Raw genomic sequence first — 13,470 nt, 5'->3', positions numbered from 1 at the left:
AAGAATCCTTTCCACTATCTCAGGCTTACGCCCTATTCATTAGATTGCACGTCCTGTGTCGACAATCAGAAACATTAAAATTGGTATATCAAATCAACAAATATCTGAGGTTCGCGCTTATTACTCGGTTCTCCTGCAAGCGCTCTGGCCACAGTAAAATTAAGTTCAACACTCTCAAGCGGTGCAAAACGCAAACCTAGACCATAGCCATCCAGCTTTTGATCTTTATCTTCATTGGCCAACGCATCGTTCTTAACGCCACGACCATAATCGTAGAATGCCGACAACTGCAGCACATCTCCCCAGGTGCGACCCTTAAATGCCGGTGTGTCTGAGAAAAATGGCGCTGGTACGATCCACTCAACGCTGGCGAAAAAACCTTTATCTGCCATAAATTCCGCGCCGGGATATGCTCTGACGCTGTCCGCACCACCAATGGAGAACTGCTCAAGTGAGACCAGAGGGTCATCCGAATACTGCAGGTTAAAACGTCCCCTTAAAGAGGTATTGGCAATAAACCGCTGATATCGGGAAACACTCAGATTGAACTTAGAAAAATCAACTGGCGCACGGCCATCAGCAGATAAACGGCTAATGCGCTCATCGCCATTGCTGAAACTGCCTAACGTATCCTCAAGACCACGAGTGTAGGAAACCGCTAACGCGGAATAACCGCCGCCCATCACCCCGTCAGTAAAGTCAGCGTTATACTTCAGTTCAACCGTCGTTAATTTATCCTGAGATTCAAGATCACCGTCACGGGTAACCTGCGCATCATTTAAATCGAGCGCAAATGAAACTGAATCATTAAATGTACGGCTTCGCTGCAACTGTTTCTTAACACCCAGAGACGTACGGCGGGTTTTACCCTCAAATCCAAAGGTTGCAAGCTCACGTCCAATATCATATTGGTTTTCGGCTAAAGTAACGCTGAACTCGTAATCCGGATCGAATGGCCGCAAGCTATAGGTAAGACCACCAAAAAAGGCACGGTTAACCGAGTTTTCACCTTCAACTTCCGGTTTGTTCTGTACCATCCCATCCAAACGTAACAGATCGGTTAAGCCCAGCGGATTATTAAAAAGCAGGCCAACACCCAAACGTTCCTCACCAGAATACGAAGAACCTTTATTATCCAGATACACCAACCCTGTAAAACGATCTTCACTATTAACCGCAAGATTAAGACGCGTTGTACCCACTTCTTCACCTGGCTCCAGAACACCCGATACAGCAATTCCCGGATAACTCAGAACTGTCAGAAGCCCTCTTTCAATCTCATCTTTATCCAATATGGAATCCAGAGAGTCATCGAAAGGCTTCATTAACTGTTCGTCTGAGTAAGATGATTCGCCCTGTACAGAGGTTCCTGACAATGTTCCGGGCAACAAATGAAAAACAACAGCACCACCATCAACCTCCTGCTCTGGCAGATACACTGTCGATAAGATCCATCCGCGCTGGCGATAGTAGTTTGTAATTTCATCCGCAAGCGCCTGTAACTGACCCAAAGTAAAGCCACCAGAGCGCTCTGTTAAGCTCCCTTCAATAAGCTTTTCAACATGAGCATCAGAGACAATCTTCAGACCTTTTTCATAGCCTTTACCAAGCTCATAAAGAGTGATTTTTTCAACCTGAATGACGGGGCCTGATTCAAGATTCAGTGGACGGTCTTGCTTAGCTGGAATCGTAATATCCAGTGTATTATCTGGCTGTATTAATAAATCCGGAAGCGGACTCACAATAGCGCCAGGAGTTGCCGTATCAGGAATAGTCTGGGCATGAGAAGCCGTAGCAGCTCCCATAACAAAAGCAGGAATCAGAAGAGAACAGAAACGTTGATGTATCACTATCAGTAAATCCTTTTACACTTTATTTCGTATAATCAGTTAGGAAGGTTCGAAACAAATCCTAAATCCATTTGATATCACCCCATCAACGGGGCATTCAAAGCAGTTTAAAAAACCTAAACTCGTATTTCTTGATGGTTACTCCTGAGCGTAACTCGATTCAATTTCACTCACCTGTTGCCTATAAACCAGGCTGAACTCATCACCAAATAACGCATTAAAATCATCCTCAGCCTCAGACACTAACTGCCGATAGGTGTCTTTATAGGCTTCCCAGTACTTACCCTTTCTGGAGAATACGAACCGCGATGATAATTGCTCCTCGAGAGATTCAGGATTAAAGCGTTCAAGCATAGAAACAATTGCACTTTGCATACCCGCCATAACAGCAACCTGGTGCGCCTTGGCATCAACAACACCCTCTTTAACCGCATCATGGGCTGACATATATCCCTCAGCTTCGGTCAGCAGTTTAATCATCGCTTCACTTGCGCTCTGGCTAAACTTTAACGGATTGTTCATCTGAGCACCGATGCGGGTAACATCCATGCCAAACTCTTTCTTCACATCATTTCTGCTCAGCAAAATTTCCATAATGCCCTGAGTTAAAACTCTCAGCATTTGGCCGGCAGAATACATAATCTCTTCTTTGTTACGCCCCACCAGATCCGAAGGCTGCACATCAAGCCCCTGTAAAAACGCACGAATGGCGCGACCATCAACATCCGTATCAGGTTTATTTTCCGTCACACGGGTAGGTTCAGCAGGCGCTACCTGAGACAAAGCATGTTCAGCCTGTACTTTACGAGACGAAGCAGGCTCGACCGGTGCTGCCTGAGGCAATACGTGCTCAGCTGGAACTGCCTGAGGAAAAATAGGTTCCCCAGGAGCTGCCTGAGAAAAAACAGGCTCAGCAGATGAATTTAGGGGCAACACTGAATCAACAGGCGCTGTATGAGGTAAAACAGGTTCTATAGGATAATCCGTTACCGGTGTCTGTTCCGGATACCCTGTAGGAATTTCATAACCCACAGATTCCGCAGGAGCAGGAGCACCAGCCAGGTATGGTTCGGCGCTACCACCGAAACCATCTGGCCCGGGAACCACCGGATAATCATCTACTGGTGCGTACCCATTACCCGGGGTTTCAAACGCCACAGGCTGCATCGACTGCTGCTCAGAATACGCATGAGGGTCAGATGCCTGAGGATTATAAAAATCAGCGGGTGATGTATAAGGAATATTAGGCTGCGGTACTTTTTTCACTTCTGGTTGTGCATCAAAACCTGATGTTCCATCAGCAAAAAAATCATCGATGGAAAAAGCACTGACATCAGCTTGAGTTTCAGCGGCAGCAGCCTGAAGAATCTCAACCTGGATCTGGCATTCACCAATGTGCAAAAGATCACCTGTAACAAGCCGGTGCCGATGCCCTTTATTCAGGAAATGCCCTGCATTGACCTGGGTACCAGGTGTACTGGTATCTTCTACGAAAAACTGATTTTCGGCACGATAACAGCGAGCATGATAGCGGGAACAGAAGCGTTCAGGGTCGTCGACGACAAAATCATTATCGGCAGCGCGACCGATTAAGATCTCATCCTGGTCATATTCAAACACCTGAGAAACAGCGGGTGCCAATCCCCGGAAGGCGATTAACCTCAGTTGTAAAATAGCCAACATTCACTATCCCTGTAATGAAAAACATCCATTTTCCTGGCAATTCCAATGCAGTTTCAATATGTTTCAAACATGCACATGCCAACTCATGGCGGAGGACATTACACCAAATAACTGGGAATTTAAAGGCTCAGTTACGAAATTTTGCTCAGTTATTTGCATCGTAAATTTCACCCGATTAAAACAATATCGAGCACGCCAAAAACTGGCACACAACGTGCTTAACTCTCCTGTTAATTTATAAATATATCGCTGGCAAACTCGCCAGAATGCGGGACGCATTGGTATTTTCACCATACCCACAAGAGACATTAAAAAGGACTCAATATGTTTCTAAAAGCGGATGAAGAGCGCTTTTTCTTTGACGTCGCAGACTCAGCTGACAGCTTTCAGCTTGTCCGCATGAATGGTTTTGAATCACTCTCCAAACCGTTTGAAATAACGATTGAAGTCGTTTCAGAAAACGCTGAAATTGAACTGACTAATCTTTTAAACAGTTCCGCAGTACTTAAATTGCTAGATCAGAGTTGCGACGAAAACGAACACACACGCTACATACATGGGATCATCGCTGCGGCAGAATCTGGCGAAACAGGGATACGTCAGACGACATACCACTTAACCCTGGTACCCAAACTCTGGCCGCTGCGTTACCGCATTAACAGCCGTATTTTTCAGTTCAAATCCGTACAGGAAATTATCAGCCAACTGCTTCAGGAAGCCGGGCTGCAGAACGACGAATACCGCTTTGAACTCAGCAATAGCTACACACCACGCGAATACTGTGTGCAGTACCGTGAGAGCGATCTGACCTATATTCAACGTTTAGCTGAGTTTGAAGGCATGCATTATTACTTTGAACATCAGTATGACAAACACGTACTGGTATTCAGTGACACCTCAGAAACTAACACCACGATCAGCGGTGAAACCCAAGCCCCCTACTTCACAAATGGTCAAGGTACCGTCCGTGAACAGCACTTTTTTAAATTCCGCTATCGTGAAGCCGTTCGCAGCGGCAAAGTATCCATTCGGGATTATGATTTCAAAAAGCCAAACCTCACCTTAGCAGCAGACGAAAGTCATGAGTTGGATAAATCACTTGAGATTTATGAATACCCGGGCGACTTTATTGATGCCGGCCGGGGCAAGCAGTTAGCCAAATCAATGACCCAGGCAATCAGCAACAACCGACAACAGGTTATTGCCGAGTCTGACATTAATCGCCTGGTACCCGGCTACAGTTTTGAGCTGCACGGCCACGAAACCGAACAACATAATATAGAGCATTTAATTACACACATTGCGCACAATTGTGCGCAACCACAGGTATTGGAAGCCGGCGCAACAACGGAAGGATCAAAATATACCAATGAGATTCACAGTATACCCTTCTCAGTTATCTTCAGACCGACTCGCACCACACCAGTACCGCGCATTAAAGGCACTCAAACCGCAATTGTGACAGGCCCCGAAGGTGAAGAAATTTATACCGACGAACACGGCCGTGTGAAAGTCCAGTTCCACTGGGACCGTGAAGGTCAGATGGATGAACAGAGTTCCTGCTGGGTACGCGTTAGTCAGAGCCATGCCGGCGGTGCGTTCGGCGGCATCTTTATTCCACGTATCGGCGAAGAGGTTATTGTCAGCTTCCTGGAAGGCAACCCGGACAAACCAGTAATAACAGGCCGGGTTTACCACGGCCTAAACCGCACGCCTTACCCACTGCCAGAATGCAAAACCATTAGCACCATCAAAACCAACTCAACCAAAGGCGGTGATGGGTTTAATGAGATTCGTCTGGAAGATGCCAAAGCCCAGGAACAGGTATTCATCCACGCCCAGAAAAACTTTGATCAGCGTACCGAGAATGACCACAAAGAATGGATCGGTCAGGACCATCACTGGATACAGGTCAACAATGAATACCGGGAACTGCGGGCAAAAGAAAACGCCCTGACTGACGGCAGTTTCCACCGCCAGAGTGACAATGATCAACACCTGATTGTCGATAAAGAACGGCATATCCAGATTAAACAGAACCATGCCACCAGCGCTGGCCAGAACATCCACATCAAAGCCGGTAACAAAATTGTCATAGAGGCCGGTGTCGATATGGTCATTGCCGCGGGTGGCAGTACGATCAACGTCAACCCGGGCGGTGTCACTGTCAACGGTGCAAAAGTAAACCTGAACTCCGGCGGCTCAGCCCCCTCGGCTACGAAGGCGGCTCCCATTCCGCCAACACCGCCACTGGAAGCAGATCTGGATCAGGCCGGAAATGTTACGCCGCAGCTGGCAAGTAATGACCCATGGCAGGCAGCACCTTTACACCAACAAAGCCTGGCATTAAAACAAGCAGCACAGGAAGGTGCAGGCATCTGTGAAATTTGTCAGCAGGAAAAGCAATCATGAGTGTTTTACAACGCTGTCCAGACAACCAGACAGCCTACCTGCTACTTGATGGCGCGCAGTTTGAATCAACAGAAAAATGGCTATACAGCCACACCTCGACACCTTATTTTCATCACTTATATGAAAATACTGATATGGCCAACGCCCGTGATGTCTCCCCTTGTCTGGTCGAGCTTAACAAACCAGGACAAGCCCATCTGGCTGATCAGTTTTCGGCATTTAGCAATGCACACAGCTCGGGCATCCTGCTTTCAACTTACCCAGAAGTGTCCATAAACACGCTGCTGAAGCACCTGCAATCGCTACTCTATGCAACCTGCGAGCTAACACCAAAAGCTGTATTCCGATGGTATGATCCCCGTGTCTGTCGGCACCTGCTCGAGTGCAGCAGCAACACTGAACAGGCCGAGCTATTGGGCCCTGTCCAAACCATATTGATACCTACTGCCGATGGTTGGACGGAATTTCATAATCCGGGCCAACAAACCCGCAGCAATACCCCATACCCCCTGTCTCAACATCAGTTGGCTGCACTGGACGGTGCCTCACAACAAGTTTTTCAGGAGCGTCTGCAGCAACATCTGAGTAACTGTTACCCGGATACAATGGCAAACAAAACCGCCACAGAACAAAATGAGCTCTGCAATGACTGGATAGTACAAGGGAAAAGACTGGGGTTTGACGACCAGCTCAGTCTAACACTGTTCTGTAACACCCTGGCAATGCTGGGAGCAGAGTGCATAGAAGCCCACTCCCCTTACCCCAACGTCAGCAATCTCCTGCTACAGAAAAGCCCGCAAACACCCCAACAAAGAGTGGCCCAGGCCGCTGATCTGGCCGCCAACATAGTCGCGGCACAGCAGACCCTGCAGTCAAACCATGCAACGGGAACGGAATCCAGTCATGCCTAACTATACAATACAGCCCGGCGACAGCCTCAGCGCAATTGCGCAAAAGCACAACGTATCGCTGGACGCGCTAAAACAGGCCAATCCGGCCATTCTTCCACCGGATTACGCCATTCGCACTGGCGACCAACTTGTACTGCCTGCCGGAGCTAAGGCCACGAACACATCAACTACTACTGCTGCCAGCCCCTCCAAGTCCAGTGAAGGGCAACGTTCCAATGATGCAGCAAAGGCTAATTTTAGAGCCACCAACGGCGTGATGGCACAGTGCCCTAATCAGAAAGAATGGATCGTAGTGATGCCACTACGATATGGCGTACAACAGAAGCATGGCGATTCATTTCAGCCGCAAAAACTGAAGATCAGCGGCCTTAAATCCTTACAGAAGCATATTTATGTCCCGCGTCCGCTGATGCCCGGATATGTCTACCTCTACTCCCAAAAACAAGGGCATATACTTGAAGCGGAATATGGCGATAACGGCCCATCATCTGCCTGCTGTGCAGCAGGTAATGCGCCTGCAGAGGCTATCTCCGGCACCAACCTGCAAGCACAGAAAGACGATACTATAGAACTGCTCTACACCCCCTGCCAGCTACCTGGCAACCTGGTTGCTGCGTTTCAGCAAAATGACAGCCTGCGTAAACAATACTTTAAAACCGTATCTGTCACTGCTGCCCGGGGCCCGGGCACGGCGAATGCCAGCCCACTTTGTGAACTTCCCGGCTTTTTGACCGACTGTAATGTCGCCAGTGAGCAGTTTGACTGGTCAATACAAAGTATACAGCCCGATGCCGCCAACCGCCTGTTAGCCGCCGCCAATAGCGCAGCACCGGATAACCATATTGCCGTGGTACTGCCAGACCCTATTACCATAACGACCGAACTGGCATTGCTCTTCGATGCACAGTACGACGTCGCGATGACCAGCATCGCCCAGACACAGCATCCCTACCTGATTGGCAAAACCACCGAGCAATTACTGAATAAACTCACCCAGAATGATTACGACCGCAACGTACCGGCCTATACAATAAAAACAGTTCGCCAGAGCCAACCTTCAGCAGGTCGTATTCTCAACCCAAATAATGTCAAACTTGCATGGGAACTAACACCCGTTTATGGCTATGACACGCTCGTAATTCCCAGAGACCAGGACGGGATCAACGCTGCCAAAACTCAAAACCGCGAAAGGGCAAAGCAGAACTACATTGAGCAATTAAATTACGGCCCTATGCAGGATTTTCTGGCGACCCGGGATGACTACACCCAGAACCTGGGCAAAGCGCTGGATGAAGAAGCCACCGACTGGCTCAAATGGCTCGACAGCAAAGAATTGAATCTGGCACTGAGTTTTTATACCGCCCCGGCCAACCCGGTAGCAGAGAATCTGGAAAAGCTGGAAGCCGCCCTGAGCAACATGACTCTGAACCTGCAAACGTCAGACAAAGGCGCTGCCCTTCGCAATGACTGGGTCGATAAGTTTGTAGTAAACCTGAACCCCGACGAAAAATTTGCCGAACAGGAAGGCGCCGGCTGGTACATATTGCTAATGATGGCAGGCAAGGTGTTTCAGGAAGCCAACAAGGTCAATAAACAACTGATCGCCGCATCCGGTATCAATTACGGCAGCCTGTCTAAAACCTATACTGACTTCTTTACCGGGCAGAATGTCAGAGCAACGCTGGCAACCGACCAGCTTAACCTCGTATTCGGCGAACGCCTTGCTCAGCTCGGCGTTCATACACCCGGCGAATCCGCGTTTTTCCTGTTAATGGAACGCCAGTCCTACCGTTACGGCTACAACCTGTTCAGCACCCAATACAAAATGAGCACCATGCTCAACGATATTCAGTCCAACTTTCAACAACAGGCTAGCCAGGCGCTCGGTACACGCCCCACGCCTCTGGCTGCTGCCATTGAAAGCGATATCAGAGTCAGGGCCCTTAATCTGGCAGAGCCCGCCCCTGTCGGTAAAGTTGAACAAACCCTAACCCCCACTGCTAAATGGTTTGTCGGCCAACTCGACAAAGCAGGCCTGGTAAAAAGCGATGCAACAGTAGTACAAACCGTAGAAAAAGCTGGTAAAGCCTTCGAGAAATTTGCCGGTAAAGGGTTAGGGATTCTGTTTTTGGGACAAGTATTTAACTTTTACTCTGTAACCCAATCATTGAGATCCGAACAAGCATCCGCAAAAGATTTTGTGAATCTCTTTTCATCGCTATCTGGATTGGTTCAAACCAGCTTCGTTCTGATTCAACGCATTCTGTTTGCGGGCGACGAAGCGGCAATGAAAGCTGCTTCAAAGGTACTACTACAAGATATCGGCATAAAAACTCATACCACTCTAAAAGGACTTAGCTTTACCACTATTAGGCGGTTTGAGGAAACTGTAAATACAAAGAATATTATCAGTAAATTATTTGTTCGCTCTGGCCGCGCTGGCTACAAAGTGCTCCCCGTTGTCGGCAACCTGCTTGCGGTGATCAGCAGCGGTTTTAATATCCACCGGGATTTCAACAAAGATGAGAGTTTGATTACGAAAGCTGTAGGCATTACTTCTGGAGGTGTGAACACTCTTGCACTGGGCTGTGCAATCGTTGCACTGGTAAGCCCGGCGGCCCCGCTGGTCGCGGTCACCGGCATTATCTTAGCCGTTGCCGGTATAGTACTTGGGCTTTGGCACAGTTACCTGCAAGTCAGTGATATGGAGCTGTTCTTGAAAGGTACATTCTGGGGTAAAGGCAATGCATATAAATACGACGACAACCTTACGGATATAGCCGGCCGCCTGGCCTACTATGAAGCGCTGGAAGACGCCTCAGTGCACAAAACAGCAGAAAAAGAACTCACGGCCTTTTGTCATCAGCTTTATAAACCTATTCTCACGGTCGATAACTACCAAGAAACCGACTACGGCCGCTACGAAAACTTTACCCTAAATATCCACCTGCCCGGCTTTAACTCTGGCCAGAAGCAACCGCCGTACTTTAAACTCACCGCTGAGCGCACAGGTTCACGGGTTACCCTTTACGAAACAGGCCAGCAAAGCCTGATACCCGCCAGCCAGAGTGTAAGTAACCCGCAAGCCGCTAATGCACTCTTTACGCAAATCTTTGAGTTAAACGAGACCAAACAACAAATGGATTTTGAAGACTATCAGCTGGAACTGAAGCACCATAACCCTGCTGGCTTCCCTGTAACACTGCACTACCAAATAGAGATAGATGACGACAGCAAAGTGCCATTTTTCACCTCTGATGTCAGCTTCGATGTTAAACGGTTAACCAAATGAAGAAGCAGATAGATAAAACCAATCCAAATGCATGGATTGCTCCTAAGCAAAACGGCTACTCACCTACCTTTAGAAACACTAAGGCCCGTCGCGGTAAAGGCTTAGGCACAGCATTTGGTAAAGGTGTAGTAATGGAGGATGTTCTAAACCCTCCAGCCAAAATAATACCCCGTGATAAAGAAACCAAACAGGTTCAACAAAATGGCTGCCTACTTTTTGGAGCAGGTAATCATGGCCATTATATGGATATGCGAGTCAATAGTGTCACTAACCGTGAGATGCTGACTCGTGCAGCCCAAGTCTTTTTTGTGCTTATATTCCTGCCTGCATATCTTATTATAAGGTCTGTAGGCTACGGCTGGTTTGAGTTACATATTGTAGAATTGTGCTTTCTTGCTGGCTTGCTGGCTTTAATTTTATTTGATTTCCTCAAACCAATAGCAACCCCTGTACGCTTTAACTACAAAACGCAGGAAGTCTACGCCTACCATAAAGGAGCCTTGTATCGGATTCCCTGGAATGAGTGCGAAATTGCCTGCATGTACGCTCCTGATTATATGGAGCTTGGTGGTTTAACTGATGCATACAATCTAAACCTCTGGTTATACCCACAACATTGCGTCAATGGGAAAGCAGGAAAGGAACCCGTTCCTTTGGTGCTATTAAATGAAGGCTCAGCTCACGACGACATTTATGATTATTGGGAATACGTCCGAGCCTATATGACAGAAGGGCCTGACAAAGTCTATACATATGATGATGATGGTTCACGCGCGTATTTTGTTGATTTCTCCAAGCTATCATTAAGACTCTTCATAGAGCTTCCATTTATTTTTATTGTTTACTCAATTCTTGAACCCAGAAAAATTTATGTCTGGCTAAATCCCTTCAAAAAAAAATGGCCAAAAGAAGTCCATGAATGGACGGGCGAAACCGTCAACTGGCACTGAGCATCCAGGCTGTTAAGGATTAACAGCCTTCTCATCACCTTATTGAGACAAAACAACAAATGGATTTTGAAGACTATCAATTGGAACTCAAGCACCATAACCCCGCAGGCTTCCCTGTCACCCTGCACTACCAGATAGCGATCGATGACGACAGCAAAGTGCCATTTTTCACCTCTGATGTCAGCTTCGATGTTAAACGGTTAACCAAATGAAGAAGCAGATAGATAAAACCAATCCAAATGCATGGGTTGCTCCTAAGCAAAACGGCTACTCACCTACCTTTAAAAACACCAAGGCCCGTCGCGGTAAAGGCTTAGGCACAGCATTTGGTAAAGGTGTAGTAATGGAAGATGTGCTTAACCCTCCGGCTAAAAAAATTCCCCGCAAAGAAAGCACCGAACATATTCAAGAACAAAGCTGTTCACATTATGGTGCAGGTAATCATAGTCACTACATGGATATGCGGGTAAATAGTGTCACCAACCGCGAAATGTGTACACGTGGTGCTCAGTTCTTGTTATTACCAATGTATATACTCGGCTATATAGTTTTTAGAATTGGTGGGGGGATGGGCTGGTTAGAATTTGATATTTTAGACTATGGTTTTTTAGCAAGTATTTTAGGCCTTATTCTATTCGACTTTCTCAGACCGATCGCGACGCCTGTGCGTTTTAATTACCAAGACCAGGAAGTTTATGCCTATCATAAAGGCGCTTTATACCGCATTCCTTGGAACGAATGTGAAATAGCCTGTATGTATGCACCCGATTATATGGGCATGGCCGGTTTAGCAGATGCCTACAGCCTTAACCTATGGCTCTACCCGCAGCACTGTGTCAATGGGAAAGCAAGCAAAGAGCCTGTTCCTTTAGTTCTGTTGAACGAGGGCTCATACCACTACGACCTTTACAATTACTGGGAGTATGTCAGGGCATATATGTCAGAAGGACCAAACCAGGTCTATAACCCCGAAGATAAAAACTCTCGCATCAAAGCAGTGCATACCAAGAATATGCCTTTATTGGGGATCCCCTTCATTTTTCCCTTAGTTACCCTAATAGTTTTCCTAATACACCCTTCAACAATTTATCTCTGGTTTAACCCCTTTAAAAAGAAATGGCCAAAAGAAGTCCATGAATGGACAGGTGAAACCATCAATTGGCACTGAGTATTAAGGCTGTTAAGGATTAACAGCCCTCTCAACATCTTATTGAGACGAAGTTATAAATGGATTTTGAAGACTATCCGCTGGAACTAAAGCACCCTAACCTAGCCGGCTTCTCTCCCGTCTCTAGCTGCGATGCTACGCAAATAAGCGCATCATCAGCATCAGCCAATCAAAACATCGCCAGAACCAGCTGCAACCGAGCCACCACAGCCTATACCGTCTCCGGATCTTGCTGCTGGCTTGCCGTTAATAGTTACCGTTCCGGAACCGCCAGAGATAGATCGCCCGTGAGGCGGACAATTTCCGCATCCGTGGGCGGCTAATGGATCACCCAACCGCGCCGCAGGCAGACCATTGGTAACAACATTGCCACTGCCGGATGTAATCGGCGTGGGTGGGAAACAGCCATGGCCAGAACCTATATCCCCTAAACGTGCTGCTTTTGCCATTTTGCTTTCCTTTGCTTTACGAATTACCAGTTTACTGCTGTTGACCCAAGGCATCTAAATCTTGCTTGAGCCGCTGCACCGCCTGATCCAGCACCGAATGATCATTGCTCAGCGGCACCGATAAGTATGTTTCCACAGAGGCTAACAACAAAGCCTGCTCATGTGTTAATCCCTGAGTTTGGCCACTGAGCTGCTGGCGATAAGCCTGCAAATCTGCAACCTGCCAATCAGGGTTTTCAAGCAGTAACACTGTTGCCTGCTTAAGTGGATCATCGACTGGTTCTGACGGCTGTTCTGTATTCCCCATTAATATATATGCGATCCCAGCTAAAACAAGCAACCCGACGATCAGACCTGTAATCAGCCCCTTCTTCGCCAGACCAGATGATTTACTGACCGCCGGTTCAGGATGCGCTAATCCCTCTAACCGCTTCATAGCACTGCCAGAGGCTGTATCTGAACCAGAAGCCATAGCAGCAGCTACCTGCACCCCGCTATTCGGCATAGCAGATACCGGCGGGCTATATTGATTACCTGACCTTGTACCATAGGCTGCTGGCGGAGGCTGAGTAACATCCCCAAGAACAGCTCCGCGCACGGATTCGCACTCTTTTACCAACCCCGGCATAGTACGTTCTTCTAGTTGAAAAACCTGTTCATCAATCAGGGTACGGCGCTGAGCCCGATAGTCTGCCGTGGTGATCTTTCCTGCAGCATGCTGCCTGCTAAGCGTGAGTAGTGTGATTCCCATAATT

General features: G+C 47.6%; 10 protein-coding genes. 6 read left to right on the top strand and 4 right to left on the bottom strand.

Going from position 1 to position 13,470, the window contains the following annotated elements:
• Positions 1–74 precede the first annotated feature (74 nt).
• On the bottom strand, positions 75–1,850 hold the full coding sequence (locus OCU49_RS11210) for a ShlB/FhaC/HecB family hemolysin secretion/activation protein (RefSeq protein WP_261845073.1): 1,776 nt from the start codon (positions 1,848–1,850) through the stop codon (positions 75–77).
• Between the two features lie 138 nt (positions 1,851–1,988).
• Complete coding sequence (tagH, locus tag OCU49_RS11205; protein WP_261845072.1) at positions 1,989–3,533, bottom strand: type VI secretion system-associated FHA domain protein TagH; 1,545 nt, start codon at positions 3,531–3,533, stop codon at positions 1,989–1,991.
• A 324-nt stretch (positions 3,534–3,857) separates the two neighbouring features.
• Between tagH and OCU49_RS11200 the strand changes: the two genes are divergently transcribed.
• The 6 genes from OCU49_RS11200 to OCU49_RS11175 are packed head-to-tail and all read left to right on the top strand — an operon-like array spanning position 3,858 to position 12,266.
• Complete coding sequence (locus OCU49_RS11200) at positions 3,858–5,945, top strand: type VI secretion system Vgr family protein (protein ID WP_261845071.1); 2,088 nt, start codon at positions 3,858–3,860, stop codon at positions 5,943–5,945.
• Positions 5,942–6,856: a DUF4123 domain-containing protein gene (locus OCU49_RS11195; RefSeq protein ID WP_261845070.1), complete on the top strand. Its 915-nt coding sequence runs from the start codon at positions 5,942–5,944 to the stop codon at positions 6,854–6,856. The genes OCU49_RS11200 and OCU49_RS11195 overlap by 4 nt, the downstream gene beginning before the upstream one ends.
• A complete protein-coding gene (locus tag OCU49_RS11190; protein WP_261845069.1) occupies positions 6,849–10,148 on the top strand; it encodes a toxin VasX in 3,300 nt (1,099 codons plus the stop codon). The genes OCU49_RS11195 and OCU49_RS11190 overlap by 8 nt, the downstream gene beginning before the upstream one ends.
• The gene (locus OCU49_RS11185) at positions 10,145–11,098 is read left to right on the top strand and encodes a DUF6708 domain-containing protein (protein ID WP_261845068.1); all 954 of its coding nucleotides are present in this window, start codon (positions 10,145–10,147) and stop codon (positions 11,096–11,098) included. Before OCU49_RS11190 ends, OCU49_RS11185 begins: the two co-directional genes overlap by 4 nt.
• A 59-nt stretch (positions 11,099–11,157) precedes the next feature.
• Positions 11,158–11,310 (top strand): hypothetical protein, encoded by a 153-nt coding sequence (locus tag OCU49_RS11180; RefSeq protein ID WP_261845067.1) that lies wholly within the window; start codon positions 11,158–11,160, stop codon positions 11,308–11,310.
• Positions 11,307–12,266, top strand: coding sequence for a DUF6708 domain-containing protein (locus OCU49_RS11175; protein ID WP_261845066.1), 960 nt, complete (start codon positions 11,307–11,309; stop codon positions 12,264–12,266). Before OCU49_RS11180 ends, OCU49_RS11175 begins: the two co-directional genes overlap by 4 nt.
• A 161-nt stretch (positions 12,267–12,427) precedes the next feature.
• Here the strand turns inward: OCU49_RS11175 and OCU49_RS11170 are convergent, their stop codons facing one another.
• Together OCU49_RS11170 and OCU49_RS11165 are read right to left on the bottom strand one after the other, a co-directional pair.
• Positions 12,428–12,715: a type VI secretion system PAAR protein gene (locus tag OCU49_RS11170; RefSeq protein WP_261845065.1), complete on the bottom strand. Its 288-nt coding sequence runs from the start codon at positions 12,713–12,715 to the stop codon at positions 12,428–12,430.
• A gap of 31 nt (positions 12,716–12,746) precedes the next feature.
• Entirely contained in the window at positions 12,747–13,466 is a 720-nt protein-coding gene (locus OCU49_RS11165) for a hypothetical protein (RefSeq protein WP_261845064.1), read from the bottom strand.
• Positions 13,467–13,470 lie beyond the last annotated feature (4 nt).

Origin of the sequence: Aliamphritea ceti (genome assembly GCF_024347215.1) — a bacterium.
GTDB lineage: Bacteria > Pseudomonadota > Gammaproteobacteria > Pseudomonadales > Balneatricaceae > Amphritea > Amphritea ceti.
The sequence above is the reverse complement of the archived record's forward strand: the minus strand, read 5'-3'. Positions and strand labels throughout refer to the sequence as shown.

What these genes read in the sequence shown, in the direction of transcription:
- OCU49_RS11180 (WP_261845067.1), top strand. Translation starts at nt 11,158, where the DNA reads ATGGATTTTGAAGACTATCAATTGGAACTCAAGCACCATAACCCCGCA.
- OCU49_RS11165 (WP_261845064.1), bottom strand. Translation starts at nt 13,466, where the DNA reads ATGGGAATCACACTACTCACGCTTAGCAGGCAGCATGCTGCAGGAAAG.
- OCU49_RS11185 (WP_261845068.1), top strand. Translation starts at nt 10,145, where the DNA reads ATGAAGAAGCAGATAGATAAAACCAATCCAAATGCATGGATTGCTCCT.
- OCU49_RS11200 (WP_261845071.1), top strand. Translation starts at nt 3,858, where the DNA reads ATGTTTCTAAAAGCGGATGAAGAGCGCTTTTTCTTTGACGTCGCAGAC.
- OCU49_RS11170 (WP_261845065.1), bottom strand. Translation starts at nt 12,715, where the DNA reads ATGGCAAAAGCAGCACGTTTAGGGGATATAGGTTCTGGCCATGGCTGT.
- OCU49_RS11190 (WP_261845069.1), top strand. Translation starts at nt 6,849, where the DNA reads ATGCCTAACTATACAATACAGCCCGGCGACAGCCTCAGCGCAATTGCG.
- tagH (WP_261845072.1), bottom strand. Translation starts at nt 3,533, where the DNA reads ATGTTGGCTATTTTACAACTGAGGTTAATCGCCTTCCGGGGATTGGCA.
- OCU49_RS11195 (WP_261845070.1), top strand. Translation starts at nt 5,942, where the DNA reads ATGAGTGTTTTACAACGCTGTCCAGACAACCAGACAGCCTACCTGCTA.
- OCU49_RS11175 (WP_261845066.1), top strand. Translation starts at nt 11,307, where the DNA reads ATGAAGAAGCAGATAGATAAAACCAATCCAAATGCATGGGTTGCTCCT.